The organism is Streptomyces sp. NPDC000878, from assembly GCF_053599695.1.
Genome location: NZ_JBSFMT010000002.1, coordinates 348645 through 372771, shown reverse-complemented (window position 1 = coordinate 372771; position 24127 = coordinate 348645). Strand labels below are relative to the sequence as shown.

Genomic DNA, 24127 nt, shown 5'->3' with positions numbered 1-24127 from the left:
CGAACCGGCAGCCGAAGTACCGCTACGCGTCGCCGCCAGCCGCACCCGGATCGGCGGCGGTCACATCCAGCAACTGATACCGATCGATCGCCTGCTTCAGCACAGACCGATCGACCTTCCCCTCCCGAGCCAACTCCGTCAGCACCCCCACCACGATCGACTGCGCGTCAATGTGGAAGAACCGCCGAGCAGCCCCACGGGTGTCGGCGAAGCCGAACCCATCCGCACCCAGCGACTGGTAAGTCCCCGGCACCCACCGCGAGATCTGGTCCGGAACCGACCGCATCCAGTCGGAAACGGCCACGAACGGACCCTCGGCGCCACTCAACTTCCGCGTCACATAGGGGACACGCTGCTCCTCCTCGGGATGCAGCAGATTGTGCAGCTCCACCGCGACCGCATCGCGCCGCAGCTCGTTCCAGGAGGTCGCCGACCAGACGTCCGCCCGTACGTTCCAGTCCTCGGCGAGGATCCGCTGCGCCTCCAGCGCCCACGGGACGGCCACACCGGACGCGATGACCTGCGCCGGGATGGTGCCCGAAGTCCCCTGGCCCACCCGGTGGATGCCCTTGAGGATGCCTTCGACATCGACGTTCTCGGGCTCGGCCGGGTGCTGGATCGGCTCGTTGTAGACGGTGAGGTAGTAGAAGATGTCCTCACTCTCGGGGCCGTACATCCGGCGCAGCCCGTCCTGCACGATGTACGCGATCTCGTACGAGTACGCCGGGTCGTACGCCACACAGCCCGGGTTCGTCGACGCGAGCAGCTGCGAGTGGCCGTCGGCGTGCTGGAGACCCTCACCGGTCAGAGTCGTACGGCCGGCGGTCGCGCCCAGCACGAAACCGCGCGCCAACTGGTCGGCCATCTGCCAGAACTGGTCACCGGTGCGCTGGAAACCGAACATCGAGTAGAAGACGTACACCGGGATCAGCGGCTCGCCGTGCGTGGCGTACGCCGAACCCGCCGCGATCAGCGAGGCGGTGCAGCCGGCCTCCGAGATGCCGTCGTGCAGCATCTGGCCGGTCGGCGACTCCTTGTACGCGAGGAGCAGTTCGCGGTCCACCGACTCGTACTGCTGGCCGAGCGGGTTGTAGATCTTCGCGCTCGGGAAGAACGAGTCCATGCCGAACGTGCGGTACTCGTCCGGCGCGATCAGCACGAAACGCTTGCCGATCTCCTTGTCCCGCATGAGGTCCTTGAGCAGCCGGACGAACGCCATGGTCGTGGCGATCGACTGCTGGCCCGAACCCTTCTTCACACTCGCGTACGTTTTCTCCTCCGGCAGCGTCAGCGGCTTGGCGCGGACGACGCGGGTCGGGACGTAACCGCCGAGCGAGTTGCGGCGGTCGTGCATGTACTGGATCTCCTCCGAGTTCCGGCCCGGGTGGTAGTACGGCGGCGCGCCGCCCTCCAGCTCCTTGTCGGAGATCGGCAGGTGCAGCCGGTCGCGGAAGCCCTTGAGGTCGGCGACCGTCAGCTTCTTCATCTGGTGCGTGGCGTTGCGGCCCTCGAAGTTGGGTCCGAGCGTCCAGCCCTTGACGGTCTTGGCGAGGATGACGGTCGGCTGGCCCTTGTGCGCCTTGGCCGCCGCGAACGCCGCGAAGATCTTCTTGTGGTCGTGGCCACCGCGCCCCAGGTGCAGCACCTGGTCGTCGGTCATGCCCTCGACCATCGCGCGCAGCCGCGTGTCGTCACCGAAGAAGTGGTCGCGGATGTACGCGCCCGTCTCGGTGGCGTACGTCTGGAACTGGCCGTCGGGGGTGGTGTTCATCTTGTTGACGAGCACGCCGTCCCGGTCCTGCGCGAGCAGCGGGTCCCAGCTGCGGTCCCAGACCAGCTTCACGACGTTCCAGCCGGCGCCCCGGAACTGCGACTCCAGCTCCTGGATGATCTTGCCGTTGCCGCGCACCGGGCCGTCGAGGCGCTGCAGGTTGCAGTTGACGACGAAGGTCAGGTTGTCGAGGCCCTCGCGGGCGGCGATCGACAGCTGGCCGAGCGACTCCGGCTCGTCCATCTCACCGTCACCGAGGAACGCCCACACATGCGACTTGGAGGTGTCCGCGATCCCACGCGCCTCCATGTAGCGGTTCATCCGTGCCTGGAAGATCGCGCCGAGCGGGCCGAGGCCCATCGAGACGGTCGGGAACTCCCAGAAGTCCGGCATCAGCCGCGGGTGCGGGTACGAGGACAGGCCGTACGGCGCCTTCGACTTCTCCTGGCGGAACGCGTCGAGCTGCTGCTCGCTGAGCCGGTCGAGCAGGAACGCGCGGGCGTAGATACCGGGGGAGGCGTGGCCCTGGAAGAAGATCTGGTCGCCGCCGTCGCCCTCGTCCTTGCCCCGGAAGAAGTGGTTGAAGCCCACGTCGTAGAGGGAGGCGGAGGAGGCGAAGGTCGCGATGTGGCCGCCGACGCCGATACCGGGCCGCTGGGCGCGCGAGACCATCACGGCCGCGTTCCAGCGGGTCGCGTTGAGGATGCGGCGCTCGATCTCCTCGTTGCCGGGGAAGAAGGGCTCGTCCTTCGTCGCGATCGTGTTGACGTAGTCCGTGCTCCGCATCTCGGGCACGGCCACGCGCTTCTCGCGGGCCCGCTCGATCAGCCGCAGCATCAGATAGCGGGCCCGCTCCCGGCCGCGCTCGTCAACCGCGGCGTCGAGGGAGTCGAGCCACTCCTGGGTTTCTTCGGGATCGAAGTCAGGAACCTGACTCGGAAGGCCGCCAATGATGATCGGGTTGCGATCTGATCCGGAAGCCACGCTGTTCCTTCGCTCTCGGGAGACTTGTTCCGGGGCACGCTGTGGGCCTGCCCTGGGGCTGCGAATGCACTGGTCCCCATCGTGTACCCCGAGGCCGGGTACGTCACCTCTACTCAGAGGTAGCCCCGGAGGAGGTGTCTGGGCGGTGTGGGCCGGGGTGGTCGCAGCCAAATCGCAACGATACGCCCAGTCCGTGACGTGTTCCGTAAAGCGATTCGGATCTCGCACGTATGTATGAGAGGTTCGGGAGCCACCAGTGAGCAGCAAAACCGCAAAGCGGGCAGAATGGTGTGTCGTGCGTCACTTGTTCCCGGGAACCGCTGTCTGAAGTTGCGGCGACACCGCCAGGATCGTCACCGTTTCGGCGGTCTGAACGGCCGGGTACTTGCGCGATCCGCCCCGCCCGTGTGGACTACGGCCAATGCTTCGCGCACGCGCGTGGCTGGACATTTCTCGAACATGATCAGGAGGCAACCCGTGAGCGCGACCGCGGACCACGCGGAGGAGCGGACTAACCCTGCCGCAAGGCTGGGGTTCCAGCCCGAGCAGGTGGTCCAGGAGATCGGCTACGACGACGACGTCGACCAGGAGCTCCGCGAGGCCATTGAGGAAGTCATCGGCAGCGATCTCGTGGACGAGGAGTACGACGACGTCGCAGATGCCGTGGTGCTGTGGTTCCGCGACGAGGACGGCGACCTGACCGATGCGCTGGTGGACGCCACCACGTACATCGAGGAAGGTGGCGCGATCCTGCTCCTCACGCCCAAGACGGGCCGTGACGGCTACGTGGAGCCGAGCGACATCTCTGAAGCCGCGACGACGGCGGGTCTGTCGGCGACGAAGAGCGTCAGTGTGGGCAAGGACTGGAGTGGGAGTCGTCTGGCGACACCCAAGGCAGCGAAGTCGAAGAAGTGAGTAAGCAGTGACCGTGGGCTGGTGCGGGCGTCTGCTGGGGGCTCCGCCCCCAGACCCCCGATCGGCCTGAACGGCCTCGTCCTCAATCGCCGGACGGGCTGGGTAGCTCCGGCCCGTCCAATGGCTTCAGTGGGTGGTCACTAGGGTGTTCTCACCCGAACAGCCCATTGAAGGGATGCAGGATCATGGCGATCGAGGTCGGCGACAAGGCCCCGGACTTCGAGCTCAAGGACAACCACGGCGCCACCGTGCGGCTCTCCGACTTCCGTGGCGCGAAGAACGTGGTGCTGCTCTTCTATCCCTTCGCCTTCACCGGCGTGTGCACCGGCGAGCTGTGCGACCTGCGGGACAACCTGCCGAGGTTCTCCGACCGCGACACCCAGGTGCTCGCCGTCTCCAACGACTCCATCCACACCCTGCGCGTCTTCGCCGAGCAGGAGGGCTTCGAATACCCCCTGCTGTCCGACTTCTGGCCGCACGGCAACATTTCGCGTGCGTACGGCGTCTTCGACGAGGACAAGGGTTGTGCGGTGCGCGGGACCTTCGTCATCGACAAGGAAGGCGTCGTGCGGTGGACCGTCGTCAACGGGCTGCCGGACGCGCGTGACCTGAACGAGTACGTGAAGGCCCTCGACACCCTGTGATTCTTCGGTTCCAAGCCCTGCATGGGACGGGAACCCGTCACTAGGATCGACACGTTGATCCGATACCGGCGCACCACGGGGCACACCGCCCCTGGACAGCAGACAAGACATCATTGGAGGACTCGTGGGAGTCAGCCTCAGCAAGGGCGGCAACGTATCGCTGAGCAAGGAGGCCCCGGGCCTCACCGCGGTCATCGTCGGTCTGGGGTGGGACATCCGCACCACCACCGGCACCGACTTCGACCTCGACGCCAGCGCGATCCTGACGGGCGCGGACGGCAAGGTCAGCAGCGACGCCAACTTCGTGTTCTTCAACAACCTCAAGAGCCCGGACGGCTCGGTCGAGCACACCGGTGACAACACCACCGGTGAGGGCGAGGGCGACGACGAGCAGATCAAGGTCAACCTCGCGGCGGTCCCGGCCGACATCGACAAGATCGTGTTCCCGGTCTCCATCTACGACGCCGAGAACCGCCAGCAGTCCTTCGGCCAGGTCCGCAACGCGTTCATCCGCGTCGTGAACCAGGCCGGCGGGGCCGAGCTGGCGCGCTACGACCTCTCCGAGGACGCCTCGACGGAGACCGCCATGGTCTTCGGCGAGCTGTACCGGCACGGCGCGGAGTGGAAGTTCCGCGCCATCGGCCAGGGGTACGCGTCCGGCCTGCGCGGCATCGCGCAGGACTTCGGCGTGAACGTCTGAGCCGGACTTTCTCCGGCTCCGTGGTCCGGCGTCGCACTCTCGGTGCGGCGCCGGACGTGCTCGGAGACCTGTTCAACGGACCCGGCCCGTTCCGCGGGCCTGTTCGGCGGGCAGGTCTGTTCTGCGATCGCAAGGCTTCACCTCGGGGAGGACCAGCATCATGGGCGTCACGCTTGCCAAGGGGGGCAATGTCTCCCTCTCCAAAGCCGCACCGAACCTCACCCAGGTGTTGGTCGGGCTCGGCTGGGACGCGCGTTCCACCACCGGCGCGCCGTTCGACCTCGACGCCAGCGCGCTGCTGTGCGGGGGTGGACGGGTCCTGGGCGACGAGTGGTTCGTCTTCTACAACCAGCTCACCAGCCCCGACGGCTCGGTCGAGCACACCGGCGACAACCTCACCGGTGAGGGCGAGGGCGACGACGAGTCGCTGATCGTCGATCTCCCCAAGGTGCCGGCCGCCTGCGACAAGATCATCTTCCCGGTCTCGATCCATGAGGCGGACAACCGGGGCCAGACCTTCGGCCAGGTCAGCAACGCCTTCATCCGAGTCGTCAACCAGGCCGACGGCCAGGAACTGGCGCGCTACGACCTGAGCGAGGACGCGTCGACGGAGACCGCCATGATCTTCGGGGAGCTGTACCGCTACCAGGGCGAGTGGAAGTTCCGGGCCGTAGGACAGGGGTACGCGTCGGGTCTGAAGGGCATCGCTCTAGACTTCGGAGTCAACGTTTCGTAAAGCCGAGTACGGCAGCGGGGGAGACCCGTAAACACACGATTGGGTAGCCAGTGATTCTGAAAACCTTCGGCTGGTCGTTCGCGGTCACCGCGCTCGGCCTGGTCGCGGCGGTCTTCTACGGGGGGTGGACCGGCTTCGGTGTCGTGGCGATCCTCTCCATCCTCGAAATCTCGCTGTCCTTCGACAACGCGGTGGTCAACGCCGGCATCCTGAAGAAGATGAGTGCCTTCTGGCAGAAGATCTTCCTCACCATCGGTGTCCTCATCGCCGTCTTCGGTATGCGACTCGTTTTCCCGGTCGTGATCGTCGCCATCAGCGCCAAGATCGGTCCCATCGACGCGGTCGACCTCGCGCTCAACAACAAGGACCACTACCAGGAACTGGTCACCGACGCCCACCCGGCCATTGCCGCCTTCGGTGGCATGTTCCTGCTGATGATCTTCCTCGACTTCATCTTCGAGGACCGCGACATCAAGTGGCTCGGCTGGCTGGAACGCCCGCTCGCCAAGCTCGGCAAGGTCGACATGCTGTCGGTCTGCATCGCCCTGATCGTGCTCCTGATCTCCGCCATGACCTTCGCGACCAACGCCCACCAGCACGGTGGTGCCCATGTCGACAAGGCGCAGACGGTCCTCATCTCCGGCGTCGCCGGTCTGATCACGTACATGATCGTCGGTGGGCTCTCCGGCTACTTCGAGGACAAACTCGAGGAAGAGGAGGAGCGCGAGCACGAGGCCGAGGAGGAGGCCGAGCGCACCGGCAAGAAGAAGCCCGCGATCGTCCTCGCCGGCCAGGCCGCGTTCTTCATGTTCCTGTACCTCGAAGTCCTCGACGCGTCCTTCTCCTTCGACGGTGTCATCGGCGCGTTCGCCGTCACCAACGACATCGTGCTGATGGCCCTGGGCCTCGGTATCGGCGCGATGTACGTCCGGTCGCTCACGGTCTACCTGGTCCGCCAGGGCACCCTCGACGACTACGTCTACCTGGAGCACGGCGCGCACTACGCGATCGGCGCCCTCGCCGCCATCCTCCTCGTCACCATCCAGTACGAGATCCACGAGGTCATCACCGGCCTGGTGGGCGTCGTCCTGATCGCCTGGTCCTTCTGGTCCTCCGTGCGCCGCAACACCAAGCTGGCAGCGGCCGAGGGAAAAGCGGCGGGCTCGGACGAGAAGACTGAGGTCTCGTCCGGGGTGTGACAACCTCCGGTGTGAGGGAACGCTCTGAGCGGGGCGGCTACGAGGAATCGTCCTCGTCGGCCGCCCCGCGGCATTGACGGCACGGACGAATGTGCGGGGGCTGGACGGGTGGGGGCGGGATGAGTTTCTGGGACGACCTGTGGCGCGGCCGGTCGGCGGAGTTCGACGCGGGCAGTGCGGCGAGCAACTCCATCGAGCTGACCAAGCGACACCAGCGGGTCTCGCTCACCAGGCAGGGCGCCGCGACCGGGCATCTGCGCATCAACCTGTCCTGGCGGATGCGTACGTCGGACATCGGCGGCCCCAAGCGGCAGAGCCTGTGGCGGCACCCCTTCCAGGCCCTGAAGCCGGAGGAGGTGCAGGGGCACACCCAGAGCATGGTGAACGTCGACCTCGACCTGGGGATCCTGTACGAGCTGGCTGACGGCACCAAGGGGGTCGTACAGCCCCTGGGCGGATTCCTCGGTGACACGAACGCGCCGCCGTACGTGAAGCTGAGCGGGGACGACCGGTTCGGGTCGGCGTCCGGGGAGACGGCGTACGTCAATCTTGATCACCGGGACGAGATCAGGCGGTTGCTGGTCTTCGTCTACATCTACGACCAGACGCCGGCGTTCGATCGGACCCACGCGGTCGTGACGCTGTACCCGAGCAATGGGCCGCGGATCGAGATAGGTCTCGACGAGCGGCACTCGCAGGCTCGGTCGTGTGCGGTGGTGATGATCGAGAACGTGAAGAACGAGTTGATCGTTCGGCGGGAGGTCAAGTTCGTCTACGGGTTTCAGGCTGAGCTTGATCGGTTGTACGGGTGGGGGTTGCAGTGGGGGCGGGGATACAAGACCAAGGCTGAGCGGTGACCTTCGGGTGCGGGTCCGCTGTGGCTGGTCGCGCAGTTCCCCGCGCCCCTAAAAGCCTGCCCTACCGTCCGATGAATTGTGGGCCCTGTGGTGGTAGGTGGAAGTCCGGGGACGGGGAGGCTCCTACCGGTTGGGGGTAGCCGTAGGCCGGTTGGTTGGTGTTCGCGCTGGTGGGCTGGGGGTAGCCGTAGGCAGGCTGGGGCGGGAGTGTGGGGGGTTGCTGGACCGTCGTGGCCGCCGAGGGGTCCGTTGTCGGCGTGGCCTCGGGGAACGGTTCCCCGGTCGACGGCGGGTCCTCCACCGAGATGCCGAAGTCCGTCGCCAGGCCCTCCAGGCCGTTCGAGTAGCCCTCGCCCAGGGCGCGGAACTTCCAGCCCTCGCCGCGGCGGTACAGTTCGCCGCAGATCAGGGCCGTCTCCTCGCCCGTTTCCGGCTTGACGTCGAAGTACGCCAGCGGTTCGCCGTCCGCGACCGTGCCGTCGTACAGCAGGATGCGCAGGGAGCGTACGCGGTCGAAGGCGACGCCGTCCGCCGAGGCGACCAGCAGAATCTGTCCGACTCCGGACTCGACACCGGTCAGGTCCGTCTGGATGGTGTCGGTGAGGCCCTCGGCGACCCGTTTCTTGCCGAGCCGCCAGACCTTGCCCGAGGGGTGGCGGGGCTGGTTGTAGAAGACGAAGTCCTCGTCGGAGCGCACACGACCGTCGGGGCCGAGGAGCAGCGCCGAGGCGTCGACATCCGGAACCCCCTGCCCGGGCGTCCAGCGCAGCACGGCGCGCACCGTCGTGGCTTCGAGCGGGACGTTCGACCCCTTCAGCATCGCGTGCGTCATGCGGTCATCCTGCCCTCTCGGTCCTGGTCACGACAACGCGGGGGCATCGATTCTGCGTGTTCGCGTTACCTGAACTTCATTCTCAGTGGGAACCCCTGACATGGATCCCTACGTACTATTACCGGCCACCCATCAACACCCGATCCACACTCGACCGGCAGTCCAGCCGCCACGGGGGAGTTTCATGCGTCATTTCGGGCACATCGCCCCTGAGGTACGACAGCGTCTGTTCCACCAGGAGCCGTGCGAGTTCACCGCCGACTCCCCGGCCCGGCTGCTCGCCACGGCCCTCGGGGCCACCCTGTACAGCCCGGCCACCCGCCCGCGCCTCGCCGAGGCCGTCGTCAAACAGGTCTCCCGCGGTGTCGTCTCGATGGTGCTGTGCCTGGAGGACTCGATCGACGACTCGGAGGTCGCGGACGCCGAGGAGAACCTGGTGCGCGAGCTGGGCCTGCTCGCCCAGCGCCCCGACGCCGCCACCGGGCTGCCGCTGCTGTTCGTCAGGGTCCGTACGCCCGAACAGATCCCCGACCTCGTCCAGCGCCTCGGGCCCGCCGCCCGGCTGCTGTCCGGGTTCGTGATGCCGAAGTTCACCGAGGAACGCGGCATGCCGTTCCTGGAGGCCCTCGCCGACGCCGAGGCCGCCAGCGGCCACCGCCTGTTCGGCATGCCCGTGCTCGAATCCCCCGAGCTGCTGTACCGGGAGACGCGCGTAGAGACCCTGGAGGGCATCTCCCGCGCCGTCGACAAGTACCGCGACCGCGTCCTCGCCCTGCGCCTCGGCGTCACCGACTTCTGCTCCTCGTACGGGCTCAGAAGAGCGCCCGACATGACGGCGTACGACGTCCAGGTCGTCGCCTCCGTCATCGCCGACGTCGTGAACATGCTGGGGCGGGCCGACGGGACCGGGTTCACGGTCACCGGGCCGGTCTGGGAGTACTTCCGGGTCCAGGAGCGCATGTTCAAGCCGCAGCTGCGTCGCAGCCCCTTCCTGGACGGCCAGGCCGAGGAACTGCGCGAGAAGCTCATCGAGCACGCCATGGACGGGCTGCTCCGCGAGATCACCCTCGACCAGGCCAACGGACTGCTCGGCAAGACCTGCATCCACCCCTCGCACGTACTGCCCGTGCACGCCCTGTCCGTGGTCAGCCACGAGGAGTTCAGCGACGCCCAGGACATCCTGCGGCCCGAGCGCTGCGGCGGAGGCGTGCTGCGGTCGGCGTACACGAACAAGATGAACGAGGTGAAGCCGCACCGCGCCTGGGCCGAGCGGACGCTGCTGCGCGCCGAGGTCTTCGGCGTCGCCAACGAGGAGATCGGCTTCGTGGAGCTGCTCGCCGCCGGTATCCCCGACTGATCCGTTGATCTGTCGATCCGCTCGCCATCCCCTCCATCTCCTCCATCCACCAGCCACTAGGGACTCATGAACAACGCTGTGCACAACGGGGTCTGGTCCGGCACCTGGGTCGCCGAGCGGCTCGGTGTCGAGCTGGTCGGCGACGACGAGCTGCGCGAGATGCTCGGCCTCGCCCTGCGGCGCAACCCCAAGCGGGCGCACCTGCTGGTGTCGAACGTGCTCGGCAAGCACGTCCCGCAGTCGCCCGCCGTCGTCTACGGCCACGGCTTCGCCCTCGGCAAGCGGGTCCGTGAGCTGCTCGGCGCCGACGAGTCCCGGCGCGCCGTCGTCCTCGGGTACGCCGAGACGGCCACCGGGCTCGGCCACTGCGTCGCCGACGGCGTGGGCCTCGCGCCCTACCTCCACTCCACCCGGCGCCCCGTCGACGGCGTCGCCTCGGCGGGCGGCTTCGAGGAGTCCCACTCGCACGCCACCTCCCACCTGCTCCTCCCGGAGAACCCCGCACTGCTGGCAGGCCCCGGCCCACTGGTCCTCGTCGACGACGAGTTCTCCACCGGCAACACCGTCCTCAACACCATCCGCGCCCTGCACGAGCGCTACCCGCGCGAGCGGTACGTCATAGTCGCCCTCGTCGACATGCGCGCGCCGGCGGACGTGGCCCGCCTGGCCGAGTTCGCCGACGAGATCGGCGCCCAGGTCGACCTCGTGGCAGCGGTGAAGGGCACCGTGGACCTGCCCGAAGGGGTGCTGGAGAAGGGGCAAGCACTGGTCGCAGGGCACGAGAATCCCCACCCAGGGGCGCGGGGAACTGCGCGACCAGCCACAACGGACCCGCACCCGCCACACAACCGCCCCACCCGAGTCGATCTGCGCTGGCCCGTACGCCTGCCCGACGGCGGACGGCACGGGTTCACGCCGGGGCACCGAATACGCCTGGAGAGCGCGCTGCCGGCGATGGCCGCAAGGCTCGCCGAAACCCTCCCCACAGACGCCCACCGCATCCTCGTCCTCGGTTTCGAAGAGCTGATGTACGCCCCCCTCCGCCTCGCCCGAGAGCTGGAGCAGGTGATAGAGGGCGTCGAGGTCCGCTACTCGACGACAACCCGCTCACCCGTCCTCGCCGTGGACGACCCGGGCTACGCCATCCGCAGCCGCCTCGTCTTCCCGGCCCACGACGACCCGGCCGACGGGCCCGGCGAGCGCTACGCCTACAACGTGGCGGGCGCCGGCTTCGACGCCGTCGTCGCGGTGGTCGACTCCGCCGCCGACACGCCCGAACTCCACGCCCCCGACGGCCTGTTGGCCACGCTCGCCGCGCACACGCCGAACGTCGTGCTCGCCGTCGTCCCCTCGTACGTACCCGCACGCCCGCACGTTTCCGAAAGGCCCGCCATGCTGCCCGAGCCCCTCCGCGGACCCGCGTTCTCCTCGTACCCACCGGACGAGGTCGGCTGGCTGCTGCGGGATCTCTCGGACGTCAGCCTGGAGGCGCCCACCGAGGAGCGCGAGGAGGCGATCCAGGCGGGCGGCGCCCACTACGCCGAGTCGCTGCCGGTCGAGTACCAGCCCAGCGACCACTACCAGGAGCTGTTCCGCGCCGCCCTCGACACCTCCGCCGCCCGCATCGCCCAAGCGGTGGGCGCCGTAACGGAGTTGGTGCTCGCCGAGCGCTCGCCGCGTCCGGTGCTCGTGTCGCTGGCGCGGGCGGGGACTCCGGTCGGCGCGCTGATGCGCCGCTGGGCCAAGCACCGGCACGGGCTCGAACTGCCCCACTACGCCGTCTCGATCGTCCGGGGCCGGGGCATCGACGCCAACGCGCTGCGCTGGCTCGCCGCCCACCACGACCCCGCCGACGTCGTGTTCGTCGACGGCTGGACCGGCAAGGGCGCCATCACCCGCGAACTCGCCGACGCCATCGAGGAGTTCGAGGCCTCCGACGGCATCACCGGCTTCGACCCGGAGATCGCGGTACTGGCCGACCCGGGCTCGTGCGTCCGGACGTACGGCACCCGCGAGGACTTCCTCATCCCGTCCGCCTGCCTCAACTCGACGGTGTCCGGCCTGATTTCACGGACCGTGCTCCGCGCGGACCTGGTCGGGCCGAACGACTTCCACGGCGCCAAGTTCTACCGCGAACTCGCCGGCGCCGATGTCTCGGTGGACTTCCTCGACGCCGTCTCCGCCCGCTTCCCCGAGGTCGCGGACGCCGTCGACTCCTCGGCCAAGGAACTGCTCGCCGCCGACCGCACGCCAACCTGGGAGGGCTGGGCGGCAGTTGAGCGGATCAGCGAGGAGTACGAGATCCACGACGTGAACCTCGTCAAGCCCGGCGTCGGCGAGACCACCCGGGTACTGCTGCGCCGCGTCCCCTGGAAGATCCTGGCCCGCGCCGGAGCGGGCGCCGACCTCGACCACGTACGCCTGCTCGCCGAACAGCGGGGCGTACCGGTCGAGGAGGTGGCCGAACTCCCGTACACCTGCGTGGGGTTGATCCACCCCAAGTACACGCGCGGCGCGACCGGTGCCAACGGCAGGGCGGTGTCGGTATGAGCCCCGTCCTCGTCGCCAGCGATCTCGACCGTACGCTCATCTACTCCGCCGCGGCCCTCGCGCTGACCATGCCGGACGCCCGCGCGCCCCGGCTGCTCTGCGTCGAGGTGCACGAGACCCGGCCGCTGTCCTACATGACCGAGACGGCCGCCGGACTGCTCACCGAACTCGGCGACGCGGCCGTCTTCGTGCCGACGACCACCCGGACCCGTAAGCAGTACCAGCGGATCAACCTGCCGGGCCCGGCACCGAAGTACGCGATCTGCGCGAACGGTGGGCACATCCTCGTCGACGGCGTCGCCGACGAGGACTGGCACGCGGGGGTGCAGGCACGGCTCGCGGAAGAGTGCGCGTCCCTGGACGAGGTCCGGGACCATCTCGCCGCCACCGCCGACCCGCTGTGGGTACGCAAGCACCGGGTCGCCGAGGACTTCTTCGCCTATCTCGTCGTCGAGCGCGAGCTGCTGCCCGAGGAGTGGGTGAAGGAGCTGGCGGTCTGGGCGGAGAACCGTGGCTGGACGGTCTCGCTCCAGGGCCGCAAGATCTACGCCGTGCCGAAGCCGCTCACCAAGAGTGCGGCGATGCGCGAGGTCGCGCGGCGTTCTGGGGCGACGCTCACTCTTGCTGCCGGTGACTCTCTGCTCGACGCGGATCTGCTTCTTGCTGCCGATCGGGGCTGGCGGCCGGGGCATGGGGAGCTGGCGGATACGGAGTGGGCGGCTGAGACGGTTACCGCGCTTCCCGAGCGGGGGGTTGCTGCGGGGGAGCGGATTCTTCGGGAGTTCCTGCGCGAGGTGCGGTAGTGCGCTGTTAGGGGTTGTCGGGTGGCTGCTGCGCCGTCGTGGCTTGTCGCACAGTTCCCCGCGCCCCTTTGGGGCGCTCCTGCTGTGTGCGGCGTTTGATTCGTAGCGTGACGAAGGTGGCCAGCGCTGCCGCCGCCACCGCCAGTACCACCTTCGAGTACGCGGAGACCACTGCCGTCACCTCGGTCCAGTTGTCGCCCAGCGAGTAGCCCGCGCAGACGAAGGCCGTGTTCCACAGGGCGCTGCCCAGGGTGGTGAGGGTGAGGAAGACGGGCAGGGGCATGCGTTCTACGCCGGCCGGTACGGAGATCAGGCTGCGGAAGACGGGGATCATCCGGCCGAAGAACACCGCCTTCGTGCCGTGTCGCAGGAACCACGCCTCGGTCTTCTCAATGTCCGTCACCTTGACCAGCGGCAGCCGGGCGGCGAGGGCGACGGTGCGGTCGCGGCCGAGGAGCGCGCCGACGCCGTACAGAGCGAGCGCGCCGACGACCGAGCCGGCCGTGGTCCAGAGCAGCGCGGCGAGGAGGCTCATCTGGCCCGTGCTCGCTGCGAATCCGGCGAGCGGCAGGATGACCTCGCTGGGCAGCGGCGGGAAGAGGTTCTCCAGCGCGATGGCGAGGCCCGCGCCGGGAGCGCCCAGCGTGTCCATGAGGTCGGCGACCCATGCGGGCGCGCCCGGCGTGGCTGTCGTCATACGGCCACGCTAGGGAACCCGACCTGAAGGGACCCTGAAGCTCCCTAGGGGTGGCAGGCTCTCAGCTGCAGCAGCCTCCGCCGCAGCAACCGCCTCCGCCGCCACCGCCCGCTCGGGGTGCCGGCGACGGGGCGGAGGCCGAGCCGCCGACGGCCACCGTCGACAGGAGCTTCACGGTGTCGTCATGACCGGAGGGGCAGTCCGCGGGGGCGGCCGACTCGGCCATCGGGCGGCTGAGTTCGAACGTGTCGCCGCAGGTGCGGCAGCGGTACTCGTAGCGAGGCATGCGGACAGGTTAGTCCCCACATGCTCGTGGCGCGGAGCCCGGTGGTTTCGATCGTGATCCTTTTTGTTCATTCTGTATGTGGAGAACCTGCGAAGATCACTGATAATTTGTGTGCGCCGCGATGAGTCGTGAGGTCGGGGAATTCGGGGTTTTCATGGAGTGCGGAGAGGTGTGCGGTGACTCAGGAATCGGGTGAATCGGACGCCACTCTGCAATTGCGGATATCCGCCCCGGGAAACAGGCGTAAAGCCCGATTAGCTCGTAAAGCCCGCAGGTTTTCCCTCCTTGTGCCGAAGTATCCGCGCCCCGGCCGTACCGGCTGGCGGCGCTGGATGCCGTCCTGGCGGCAGTGGCTGGGCGGCGCGGTCGCGTCCGTGGGGCTGAGCGCGCTGCTCCTGGGCATCGCCTACGCGGCCACCGACATTCCCGACAACCTCAACTCGTACGCCACCCAGCAGGACAATGTGTACTTCTGGGCCGATGGGACTCCTATGGCCCGTACGGGGTGGGTTCAGCGGCAGGAGATGCCGCTGAACGAAATACCCGAGGATGTCCGCTGGGCGGTGCTCGCCGCCGAGAACGCGAGTTTTTACAGTGATTCCGGCATTTCCGTCAAGGGCATCAGCCGCGCCCTTTTCCGTACCGTCGGCCAGGGTGACACCCAGGGCGGATCCACGATCACCCAGCAGTACGTCAAGAACGTCTACCTCAGCCAGGACCAGACGGTCAGCCGGAAGTTCACCGAGGCGATGATCGCCCTCAAGCTCGACAACCGGATGAGCAAGGACGACATCCTGGAGGGCTACCTCAACACCAGCTGGTTCGGCCGCGGCTGCTACGGCATCCAGCGCGCCGCCCAGGCCTACTACGGCAAGGACGTCAGCGAACTCGACGCGGGCGAGGGCGCGTTCCTCGCCTCCCTCCTCAAGGGCGCCGGCCTCTACGACCCGACCCTGAGCAGCGCCAACCGGGCCCGCGCCGTCGAGCGCTGGTCCTGGACCCTCGACCGGATGGTCGACATCGGCAGGTTGACGAAGGCCGAGCGGGCCACGTACACGAAGTTCCCCGAGCCGCTGAAGAGCAACCCGCTGTACGACACCGGTGAGCAGACCGACTACCTGGTGGAAGTGGCCTCGCAGTACGCGAAGAAGGCCGGGGGGATCTCCGACAAGGACTTCGACCTCGGCGGCTATCAGGTCTACACGACGTTCGATCGTGGGCGGGAGCGCAAGCTCGCCGACGCCGTGACCAAGGCCCGCGCGCAGGCCGTCAAGGACGATCCGGAGGCGGCGAAGACCGCGCACTACGGCGCCGCCTCGGTCACCACCGACGGACGGATCCTCGCGGTCTACGGCGGCCCCGACCACCGAACGCAGGGCTACAACGAGTCCAACTCCACCACCGTGCCCGCCGGTTCGGCCTTCCTGCCGTTCGTGTACGCCGCCGGCCTGGAGCACGGTGTCACCAAGAGCCGGGACGAACAGACGACACGTGTCACTGGAGAGTCCCTGTATGACGGGAACGACGACGTGCCGGTGACCACGCCCGAGGGCCCCTACTGGGACCGCAGCGGCAGGAAGGTGGCCGCCAGCAACGACGGCGACCTGTCCTACGGGCAGATCTCCCTGCACCGGGCGCTGGAGCTGTCCGTGAACACGCCGTTCATGCAGCTGGGCATGGACACCGGCCTGGACAACGTCCGTACGACCGCCGAGGCCGCCGGGCTGCTGCCCTCCAGCATCGGGGCGCAGGTGCCCGCGCTGTCGACGGGCACCTCCACGCCCAGCGCGATCCGGATGGCCGGCGGCTACACCACCTTCATCGCCGGCGGCAAGCGCACCGAGCCGTACTCGGTCCGCAAGGTCACCCGCAACGGCCTCGGCGTCCCCCTGGACACCCCCACCCCGACCCGCGCGATCGGCGCCGACGTGGCCGCGGAGGTCACCTCGGCGCTCACCGACGCCTTCCGCACCGCCCACCCCACCGCCGCCGCGGCCGCCGACGCGGACGTGGCCGGGAAGGCGGGCACCACACCGGACGACACCGCCTCCTGGTACGTCGGCACGCACGAGTTCGTGTCCACGGCCGTCGTCGTCTACCGCATCGACCTGACCAAGAGCCTCGAACCACTGCCGTTGAAGGGCCTCGCCGGCACCGCCGACGACAGCGTTCCGTACGACATCTGGTCAGGCGCCATGGGCCCGCTCGGCTGACCACCGGCGGGGCCCCCACCCCCCTCGAAATGAGCAGCACATGAGACAACCGTCGGGCCGCCGTCGCAAGGCCCCGGCAGCGCCTCCCCCCGCCCCCGTCACCGCCACCAGTCGCCCGCGGATCGCGGCGTTCCTGACCGTCGCGTCCGTGACACTCGCGTCACTGACCGCCGCATACCTGACGCTGGGCCGCACCGACCGCACCGCACCGACCGCCACCGTGGGGCACGGGGGAACCGTGACAGCCTCCGCGAAGGCGACCGAAGAACCGAAGTGGGACGGCAGGACCAAGGTCCTGGGGGACGGTTCCACCTCGTACACCGGGCCGCAGCAGGGCCGGTTGAAGCCGGTGCCGCTCAAGCCCGGTGAGAAACCACCCCAGTTCGTCGTCTTCTCCTGGGACGGCGCACTCGCGGGCGACGACGAACTCTTCGCGCACTACCGGGAGATGTCCGCTAAGTACAACGCCCACATGACGTACTTCCTCACGGGCATCTACCTGCTGCCCAAGAGCAAGGCGGACCTCTACAAGCCCCCGCAGCACGCCAAGGGGTCGGCGGCGATCAGCTACGCCACCGACGACCACATCCGCACCACCCTGGAGCAGCTCGGCGAGGCATGGAAGGAGGGCAACGAGATCGGCACCCACTTCAACGGCCACTTCTGCGGCGAGAAGGGCGGCGGCGACTGGAGCGTCGCCGAGTGGAAGAGCGAGATCGACCAGTTCTTCTCCTTCGTGGAGAAGTGGAAGACCAACACCGGCTACACCGACCTCGACCCGCTGCCCTTCGACTTCAAGGAGGAGGTCACCGGCGGGCGCGCCCCCTGTCTGGAGGGCCAGAAGAACCTGCTGAAGGCCGCCAAGAGCTACGGCTGGCGCTACGACGCCAGTTCCGCCGGTGACTTCCAGATCTGGCCGGCGAAGAAGGACGGCATCTGGGACTTCCCGCTGCAGATGCTTCCGTACGAGGGCGGCGACTACCAGGGCCTCTCCATGGACTTCAACTTCCTCTACAACCAGTCCGACGGCGAGACCGACGGTGCCCCGGCCAACTATTCGCAGTGGCAGCAGGAGACCGTCGACGCCTACATGGCCGGCTTCGACCGCGTGTACTACGGCAGCCGGGCCCCGCTGTTCATCGGCAACCACTTCGAGGAGTGGAACGGCGGCATCTACATGAAGGCCGTCGACGAGGTCATGGCGGCCATGTGCACGAAGGCGGACGTCAAGTGCGTCTCCTTCAAGGAACTCGCCGACTGGCTCGACGTACAGACCCCGGCGACGCTGGAACGGCTGCGCGGCCTGGACCCGGCGCAGTCGCCGGACTGGTCGACGGTCGTGAAGTGACCGCCGTGACGTGACCGTCCTGACCTGACGGTTCGTCAACTCCCTTACCTGCAAAGGGTATCCCCGTTCACAGGACCTTCACAGGGCATGCAAAAATTCCACGACCCGGCATCCCCCATTGCCGGGGCAAGAGGGGAAACATTCGTGAAGTCAAGGAACATGGGCCGTACGCGCAGCCGTGCCGCCATAGTCGTCGCGGCGGCTGCCTCGGTCGCCGCGGGAGCGGCGCTGCTGCCGGTCGCGAGCGCGAGCGCGGCGACCACGCGTTCCGCCGTCCCGACGGTGGACCAGCAGACCAGGGCCACCTTCCAGCGCCTGGCCGACGCGGTCCTCACCGACCGGACGGACGCGCTGGTCGACGGCGGGCAGGGCGACCGCGACCGGAAGGAGCCGCTGACCAACGGCTTCTCCGGTGCCGTCCGGCTGTCCGCCGCGCTGGCGCGCAGCGAGGGCGCCGCCCTGTCCTCGCTGGAGACCCGCAAGGACCGCCTCGCCGCGCTCGGCGAGAAGTACAGCAAGGCCGACACCGCTGTGACCCTGGGCAACACCCGTCTCCAGGGCGCCACGGCCAAGGTCGAGGTCACCGAGACCACGACCCTGACCTACGAGAAGGTCCGCGGCGACGAACCGGCGACCACCGGCTTCCAGGCCCACCACGAGCTGACGTTCACCGCCGGCGCGCGCGGCGACTGGCAGCTCACGGGCATCCGGAACACCGATGTGGCCGCAGGCGTCGCGGTGAACCAGCCGTCCGCCGCCGCCAGGGTGGCCACCGTGGCTGCCGCCGACGACACCATGCCCAACGCCCCCCGCGCGGCCACCACCCGCCCGGCCCCGGCCAACGTCAAGAAGCTCACCGGCGGCGCCTTCGACTACAAGGCGATGGCGACGTACGCGGAGAAGTACTGGAGCACCTACAACCCCGACTACCCCAACTTCAACGGGCACGGCGCGGGCGGCGACTGCACCAACTTCGTCAGCCAGTCCCTGAAGGCCGGCGGCTGGAAGCACGCCCCCGGCTACGTCTACGACTACACCAAGTGGTTCGGCAACGCCGAGATCCAGTCGGACTCGTTCGTCGGCGTCAACGAGTGGTCCTGGTTCGCCCAGAACTCCAAGCGCACCACCAGCCTCGCGAACGTCTACCAGCTGGACGTCGGTGACGTCCTCCAGATGGACTTCGAGCGGGACGGCTCCAAGGACCACACGATGATCGTCACGTACCGCGACGCCCAGGGCGTGCCGTACCTGACCTACCACTCCGCCAACACCTACCGCAGGTCGCTGACGAGCATCATCGCGTCGGAACCGAACGCCTGGTACTACGCCTACCGCACCTGACCGACCCGGTTCCGCCGCTCCGGCCCCTCAACCCCGGTTGATCCCGGGCCGGGGCGGCGGGCCCCCTCTGCCAGGCACGTGCGCTCAGTGGGCGGTGGTCCCGCGTTCCTCCCGGATCCGGGACACCACACCCGCCACCGCCTGCCGCACGGCCTCCGTCTCCGTCAGGAAGTGCCAGTAGTCGGGGTGCCGGCCCTCCAGCGAGGCGATCGCCCGCTCCAGCCGGGCCACCGACTGGTCCAGCGGGCGGGCGTCCCGGGGGTCCGGTGTGTTGCGCCCCGACATGGCCAGCCGCTGCGCGTCCCGGATCGCGAAGCGCGTGCGGTCGATCTCGCCCTGCGGATCCTTCTGTACGGCGTTCAGCCGCCGCAGCCGCTCCCCGGCCGCCGACACCGCCTCGTCGGTGGTGTTCAGCAGCGCCCGCACCGTCGACAGCAGCGCCGTCGCGTCCGGCCAGCGCTGCGCGTCCCGCGCGGTCTGCGCCTCCTTGAGCCTCGCCTCGGCCTGCCGTACGTGATCCGTGGCCTCGTCCGGCACATGCTGGAGGTCCTGCCAGCACGCCGCCGAGAACCGCCGCCGCAACTCGCTCAGCACCGGCTCCACCTGCCCGGACCGGGTGGTCAGCGCCTCCGCGCGGGTACGCAGGGACACCAGCCGGTGGTCGATCTCGGCCGCCCGCTCCGGCAGCCGCTCCGCCTCCGCCCGCACCGCCTCCGCCTCACGCGCGACCCGGTCGGCCCGCTCCAGCGTGTCCGGTACGCCGTGCTGCCCCGCGCCCTGGTTGAGCCGCGTCAGCTCGGGCCCGAGGGCGGCGAGCCGGGCGGCCAGGTCGTCCGCCCGCAGCCCCGACCCCCGTGCCGCGTCCAACGCGTTCGAGGCGGCCAGCAGGGACTGGCGGGCGCGCTCCACGGAGGGCGCGAGCCGGGCCAGCTGGGTCTCGGCCTTGCCGAGCAGCGGCCCGAGCCCGTCCGCGAAACGGTCCAGGTCCTGCTTGACCCGCCCCAGCTCCTCCTTGGCCCGGGTCAGCTCGGCACGGGCCTGATTGGCGGCCGAGGCCTCCAGATCGTCACGGTCGAGATCATGCGCGTCCACGGCGTTGATGTACTGACCGCTGGCCTCGTCGATCCGGTGCCCGAGCCCCTCGAAGTCGGCGACCGCGCGCCGGGCGGCGGGAGTGTCGTCGACGGCCTTGATGGTCTCTATCGAGATCCGCAGATCCCGCTGGGCGGTGTCCAGTTCGTAGAAGGCAGCGGCGGCGGCGTCCTTCGCGGCCTGCGCCTCGGCCCGCTGACTCTCGGCCCGCCCACCGAACCACCGCCGCGTACCACCCCCGGCGAACGAGGCGGGCAGGGCGAGGAGCAGCGGCAACGGCAGCAGTACGAGCGTCAGCGCATCCCGCGCGGCGGCGCGCACGCCGGTGCGGCGGGCCTCGTACGGGCGGTGCGGTGCAGTGTTTTCCTGGGGACGGGGCGACTGGTGCGCGCGTGACGCAAGCGGCGCAATCGGCGTGTACGGCTCAGAATTGGTCGCCGTCACATCCCTCTCCCGTGCTGTGATCTGCCCTGCCCGGTTCATTCTCCCACCGGTTGAGGACGAACACACGGCCCGGTCGGTTCGCGCTACGCGTACCCGGTCGTACACCGGGGCGAGCACCGGGCCACCGCGAGGCTCACTCGCCGGCGGCCCGCACCCGTATGCTCCCGTCCTGCGTCTTCGCGGACACCACATGCGCACTGCTCTTGTCGCGCGGCACGGACACCTTCACGGAGCCGTCGTCGGAGTCCGCCGTCACGCGGTACGTCTCGCGGGGCAGCTCGATCGTGAGCGAGCCGTCGTCGCTGCTCGACTCGACCAGGTCCGGTACGGAGGCCAGTTCGAGCCGCACCGAGCCGTCCTCGGAGTGCGCCCGCACCTGCTGGGAGCGCACGTCCAGGGCTCGGATCGAACCGTCGTCGGTGTGCAGCTTCAGCGGGCCGGTGGAGTCCTTGACGGTGACCGAGCCGTCCTCGGAGCGGATGTCGAGAGCCCGGTCGAAGCCGCGCGCGGTGACGCTCCCGTCCCCGGTCCGCACGACGACGGAGACACCGCGCGGGACCTCGATCCGGTGCTTGGCGGCGCAGTCGGCGACCACGCCGGAGCACTTCACCCGCAGCCTGAGCCGGTCGTCCTCCATGGACCAGGTCACCTTGGGGTCGTTGCCGAGGGTGACGGAACCCTGGAACCAGCGGGTGACCTCGATCCGGCCCGAGCTGTTCGAGTCGGCGGCGACGATGTCGAGCGCGGAGTCGTTCGAGTCGACGGTGAGCGTGCGCCCCTGCAAGGCGAAGGAACGCTGCTCCGGATCCTTGTCGTCCCCGGCGGAGGCACAGGCCGACGCGGTGACGACGAGCGCGGCCACGACACCGGTGACCGCGACGAAACGGGTGCGGGTACGGGTGCGCTGAACTGCTGATCGGGTCATGGTCCTTCTCCCCCTGAGGGCGAACGCGGGACCGATGATCGGCGATCGGTGAAGCGGCCCTGCGACACTCTTCGACCGTACGGAGCGGGCGCCCACCAGGGCATCCGGGACGCTCCCCGATCTATACGGGGGAAAACCCCCGAGACCTGGCCCGGGGATCTCCGGGACGGATACGAGTTTGCGAGGCAGTGCCCCGGGCAATGTAGGCTGACGACTCGTCCTGGGCGCGTAGCTCAGTGGTAGAGCGCCGCCCTTACAAGGCGGATGTCGGCGGTTCGAAACCGTCCGCGCCCACCAGGATCAAGTAAGAGGCCCCCAGGCGGTTCTGCCTGGGGGCCTCTTCGTGTGGCGAGTGTGGTGAACGTGACCTTCGGATCGGCCCCGTGCGCACGCCGGTTATCGTGAGCGGCAGTGACGGTGGGATCAGAAGGGTTTGCCGTGTCGCAGGTGTCGGACGAGGGACGGCTCATCGCCGGGCGGTACCGGCTGACCGAGCAGATCGGCCGTGGCGGTATGGGCACGGTCTGGCTGGCCGCCGACGAGATGCTCAACCGCCGGGTCGCGCTCAAGCGGCTGCACGAGGACTCGCGGTTCGCCGACGACGAGCTGGCCCTGATGTACGAGCGCACCCGCCGCGAGGCACAGAGCGCCGCCCGGATCGCGCACCCGAACGTGGTCGTCGTCCATGACGTCGTCGAGGACGACGGGTTGCCCTGCATTGTGATGGAGTACGTCCCTTCCACCACCCTGGGTGCCCTGCTCAAGAGCGGGGGAACCGTTTCGCCCGAGGAAGCCGCCCGGGTCGGCCGGGGCATGGTCGGCGCGCTGCGGGCCGCTCACGAGGCCGGCGTACTGCACCGTGACGTCAAGCCGGGCAACGTCCTGCTCACCGAGGGCGGCCGGGTCGTCCTCACCGACTTCGGCATCGCCACCGCGACCGGGACCAGCACCCTCACCCGGACCGGCGAGATCGTCGGCTCCATCGACTACATGGCACCGGAGCGCATCCAGGGCGACGTCCCCGGCCCCGCCTCCGATCTCTGGGCGCTCGGCGCGACCCTCTACCAGGCGGTGGAAGGGCGTCCGCCGTTCCGCAGGCTGACGCCGGTCGAGACGGCGTACTCCATCGTCACCGCACCCGTGGAGCCGATGAAGCTGGCCGGACCGCTGGAGCCGCTGATCACGGCCCTGCTGGCCAAGGACCCGGCCGAGCGGCCCTCGGCGGAGGAGACGGAACTGGCGCTGCGGGCGGTGACCGAGGACACGCAGCCGCGCGCGTGGACGGCGTCCGTCCCGGTGTCGATACCGGGCGCAGATCCCGACCGTACCGGCGGTACCCGGAGGCGGACCGGCGCCGCGAAGGCAGCCCCCGTACCGCCCCGCAGCAGGCGCGGGCGCCGCACCGTCCTCTGGAGCGCGGTCGCGGTGATCCTGGTCGCCGGGGCCACGGCGGGCGGCCTCTACTACGCGAACTCGCCCGGCGAGGACAGCACGCGGAGCGCGGGTTCGGCGACGAGTCCCACTCCGACGTACGCGCCCTCGCCCGTCCCCGACGGCTACCACCTGGTCACGGAGAAGGCGCTCGGCGTCGCCTTCCCGGTGCCGGACGGCTGGACGCTGAGCAAGCGGACGTCCGGCGACGTCATCTACGTAGACCCGACCCGGCTGACCGGCCTCACCATCGGCATCGTGGACCCCGCGGGCGACACCTTGGCGCACTTCAAGGACATCGAGGCGAACACGAAGCTCAACTATCCCGGGGGCAGGTACCGCAAGCTCTACATGCAGCGCACGACGTACCGGGGCCAGAAGGGCGCCATCTGGGAGTTCACCTTCGAGGGCCGGGAGCGCGTCTTCCACGCCATCAACCTCGGCTTCGGGCAGGAGGGCGGCCGGGAGTACGACATCTACGTCTCGGCGCCCGAGAAGCAGTGGGACACCTACCGGCCGGTCTTCGACCGGGTGCGGGAAGGTTTCCGCATCACGTCCACGTCCTGAGGGTCGTCACTTACGGCTGTCTTCGCCGTCTTTTCCCTCATCGCCGTCTTTTCTCTCTTCGTGCGCGTGCTTGAGCCGCGTGCGTGCGTCCACCCGGTCCGGTCCCGTGACCTGGGCCCAGAAGCGGTGGCCGCTCACGAACACCGCCAGCTCGTGCTCCCGGCGCCGCAGTTTCTCCACCTCGGCCTGTTCGTCGGCCGTCCAGCCCGGTGAGGCGGGGCGCTCCACCTTGCGCCAGCCGCCGGTGTCACTGAAACCGTCCAGCGGCTCGACCGACCAGGGGAGCCGCTTCAGCAGGGCCGACAGCTCGGCCCGGACCTGATGCAGCTCCTCCTGACCGGCCAGGAGGTCACTCGGGAAGTCATAGGTCGTCGCCACGCGGCAATGGTACGCCTGTTCGATTTTGGGATGCGAGTTCCTTCGGGGACTTCCTCC

20 protein-coding genes and 1 tRNA gene are annotated in these 24127 nt (G+C 68.9%); 14 read left to right on the top strand and 7 right to left on the bottom strand.

What is annotated here, in order from left to right:
- Positions 1 to 22: 22 nt before the first annotated feature.
- Positions 23 to 2755 carry a pyruvate dehydrogenase (acetyl-transferring), homodimeric type gene (gene aceE / locus ACWDR4_RS03410; protein WP_450403260.1) on the bottom strand — a complete coding sequence of 911 codons (2733 nt, stop codon included), beginning with the start codon at positions 2753 to 2755 and terminating at the stop codon, positions 23 to 25.
- Positions 2756 to 3232: 477 nt separating this feature from the next.
- Here aceE and ACWDR4_RS03405 point away from each other — a divergent pair, with 477 nt between their 5' ends.
- The 6 genes from ACWDR4_RS03405 to ACWDR4_RS03380 all read left to right on the top strand — a co-directional run bounded on the left by ACWDR4_RS03405 (position 3233) and on the right by ACWDR4_RS03380 (position 7806).
- On the top strand, positions 3233 to 3670 hold the full coding sequence (locus ACWDR4_RS03405; RefSeq protein WP_235479451.1) for a DUF3052 domain-containing protein: 438 nt from the start codon (positions 3233 to 3235) through the stop codon (positions 3668 to 3670).
- Positions 3671 to 3855: 185 nt separating this feature from the next.
- Positions 3856 to 4314: a peroxiredoxin gene (locus tag ACWDR4_RS03400; protein ID WP_450403257.1), complete on the top strand. Its 459-nt coding sequence runs from the start codon at positions 3856 to 3858 to the stop codon at positions 4312 to 4314.
- Positions 4315 to 4438: 124 nt separating this feature from the next.
- Positions 4439 to 5014 carry a TerD family protein gene (locus tag ACWDR4_RS03395; protein ID WP_450403255.1) on the top strand — a complete coding sequence of 192 codons (576 nt, stop codon included), beginning with the start codon at positions 4439 to 4441 and terminating at the stop codon, positions 5012 to 5014.
- 160 nt (positions 5015 to 5174) lie between these two features.
- Positions 5175 to 5750, top strand: a complete 576-nt coding sequence (locus ACWDR4_RS03390; RefSeq protein WP_450403253.1) for a TerD family protein — start codon at positions 5175 to 5177, stop codon at positions 5748 to 5750.
- Positions 5751 to 5800: 50 nt separating this feature from the next.
- Complete coding sequence (locus ACWDR4_RS03385; RefSeq protein WP_450403251.1) at positions 5801 to 6949, top strand: DUF475 domain-containing protein; 1149 nt, start codon at positions 5801 to 5803, stop codon at positions 6947 to 6949.
- A 119-nt stretch (positions 6950 to 7068) separates the two neighbouring features.
- Positions 7069 to 7806 carry a TerD family protein gene (locus ACWDR4_RS03380; protein ID WP_450403249.1) on the top strand — a complete coding sequence of 246 codons (738 nt, stop codon included), beginning with the start codon at positions 7069 to 7071 and terminating at the stop codon, positions 7804 to 7806.
- 61 nt (positions 7807 to 7867) lie between these two features.
- Here ACWDR4_RS03380 and ACWDR4_RS03375 read toward each other — a convergent pair whose 3' ends face one another.
- The gene (locus ACWDR4_RS03375) at positions 7868 to 8638 is read right to left on the bottom strand and encodes a TerD family protein (RefSeq protein ID WP_450403246.1); all 771 of its coding nucleotides are present in this window, start codon (positions 8636 to 8638) and stop codon (positions 7868 to 7870) included.
- Positions 8639 to 8822: 184 nt separating this feature from the next.
- Between ACWDR4_RS03375 and ACWDR4_RS03370 the strand changes: the two genes are divergently transcribed.
- The 3 genes from ACWDR4_RS03370 (at position 8823) to ACWDR4_RS03360 (ending at position 13348) form a co-directional block, all read left to right on the top strand.
- Positions 8823 to 9995 carry an HpcH/HpaI aldolase/citrate lyase family protein gene (locus ACWDR4_RS03370; protein WP_450403244.1) on the top strand — a complete coding sequence of 391 codons (1173 nt, stop codon included), beginning with the start codon at positions 8823 to 8825 and terminating at the stop codon, positions 9993 to 9995.
- Positions 9996 to 10061: 66 nt separating this feature from the next.
- On the top strand, positions 10062 to 12545 hold the full coding sequence (locus ACWDR4_RS03365) for a phosphoribosyltransferase (protein WP_450403242.1): 2484 nt from the start codon (positions 10062 to 10064) through the stop codon (positions 12543 to 12545).
- A complete protein-coding gene (locus tag ACWDR4_RS03360) occupies positions 12542 to 13348 on the top strand; it encodes an HAD family hydrolase (RefSeq protein ID WP_450403238.1) in 807 nt (268 codons plus the stop codon). Before ACWDR4_RS03365 ends, ACWDR4_RS03360 begins: the two co-directional genes overlap by 4 nt.
- A 7-nt stretch (positions 13349 to 13355) precedes the next feature.
- Here ACWDR4_RS03360 and ACWDR4_RS03355 read toward each other — a convergent pair whose 3' ends face one another.
- Together ACWDR4_RS03355 and ACWDR4_RS03350 are read right to left on the bottom strand one after the other, a co-directional pair.
- Positions 13356 to 14045, bottom strand: a complete 690-nt coding sequence (locus ACWDR4_RS03355) for a DedA family protein (RefSeq protein ID WP_450403235.1) — start codon at positions 14043 to 14045, stop codon at positions 13356 to 13358.
- A gap of 61 nt (positions 14046 to 14106) precedes the next feature.
- Positions 14107 to 14331, bottom strand: a complete 225-nt coding sequence (locus tag ACWDR4_RS03350; RefSeq protein ID WP_450403232.1) for an FmdB family zinc ribbon protein — start codon at positions 14329 to 14331, stop codon at positions 14107 to 14109.
- A 332-nt stretch (positions 14332 to 14663) separates the two neighbouring features.
- On the opposite strand from ACWDR4_RS03350, the gene ACWDR4_RS03345 reads away from it, so the two are divergent.
- From ACWDR4_RS03345 to ACWDR4_RS03335, 3 genes are all read left to right on the top strand, one after another.
- Positions 14664 to 16544: a transglycosylase domain-containing protein gene (locus tag ACWDR4_RS03345; protein ID WP_450403364.1), complete on the top strand. Its 1881-nt coding sequence runs from the start codon at positions 14664 to 14666 to the stop codon at positions 16542 to 16544.
- 40 nt (positions 16545 to 16584) lie between these two features.
- Positions 16585 to 17892 carry a hypothetical protein gene (locus ACWDR4_RS03340; RefSeq protein ID WP_450403229.1) on the top strand — a complete coding sequence of 436 codons (1308 nt, stop codon included), beginning with the start codon at positions 16585 to 16587 and terminating at the stop codon, positions 17890 to 17892.
- 144 nt (positions 17893 to 18036) lie between these two features.
- Complete coding sequence (locus ACWDR4_RS03335; RefSeq protein ID WP_450403228.1) at positions 18037 to 19233, top strand: amidase domain-containing protein; 1197 nt, start codon at positions 18037 to 18039, stop codon at positions 19231 to 19233.
- A gap of 84 nt (positions 19234 to 19317) precedes the next feature.
- Here ACWDR4_RS03335 and ACWDR4_RS03330 read toward each other — a convergent pair whose 3' ends face one another.
- Together ACWDR4_RS03330 and ACWDR4_RS03325 are read right to left on the bottom strand one after the other, a co-directional pair.
- Positions 19318 to 20769 carry a hypothetical protein gene (locus ACWDR4_RS03330; RefSeq protein ID WP_450403225.1) on the bottom strand — a complete coding sequence of 484 codons (1452 nt, stop codon included), beginning with the start codon at positions 20767 to 20769 and terminating at the stop codon, positions 19318 to 19320.
- A gap of 133 nt (positions 20770 to 20902) precedes the next feature.
- The gene (locus ACWDR4_RS03325) at positions 20903 to 21694 is read right to left on the bottom strand and encodes a DUF4097 family beta strand repeat-containing protein (RefSeq protein ID WP_450403222.1); all 792 of its coding nucleotides are present in this window, start codon (positions 21692 to 21694) and stop codon (positions 20903 to 20905) included.
- A 222-nt stretch (positions 21695 to 21916) separates the two neighbouring features.
- Here ACWDR4_RS03325 and ACWDR4_RS03320 point away from each other — a divergent pair.
- Together ACWDR4_RS03320 and ACWDR4_RS03315 are read left to right on the top strand one after the other, a co-directional pair.
- Positions 21917 to 21991 (top strand) — tRNA-Val (locus tag ACWDR4_RS03320).
- A gap of 150 nt (positions 21992 to 22141) precedes the next feature.
- Positions 22142 to 23692 carry a serine/threonine-protein kinase gene (locus tag ACWDR4_RS03315; RefSeq protein ID WP_450403363.1) on the top strand — a complete coding sequence of 517 codons (1551 nt, stop codon included), beginning with the start codon at positions 22142 to 22144 and terminating at the stop codon, positions 23690 to 23692.
- 6 nt (positions 23693 to 23698) lie between these two features.
- On the opposite strand, the gene ACWDR4_RS03310 is transcribed toward ACWDR4_RS03315, so the two are convergent.
- The gene (locus ACWDR4_RS03310; RefSeq protein ID WP_450403219.1) at positions 23699 to 24070 is read right to left on the bottom strand and encodes a hypothetical protein; all 372 of its coding nucleotides are present in this window, start codon (positions 24068 to 24070) and stop codon (positions 23699 to 23701) included.
- Between the last annotated feature and the right edge of the window lie 57 nt (positions 24071 to 24127).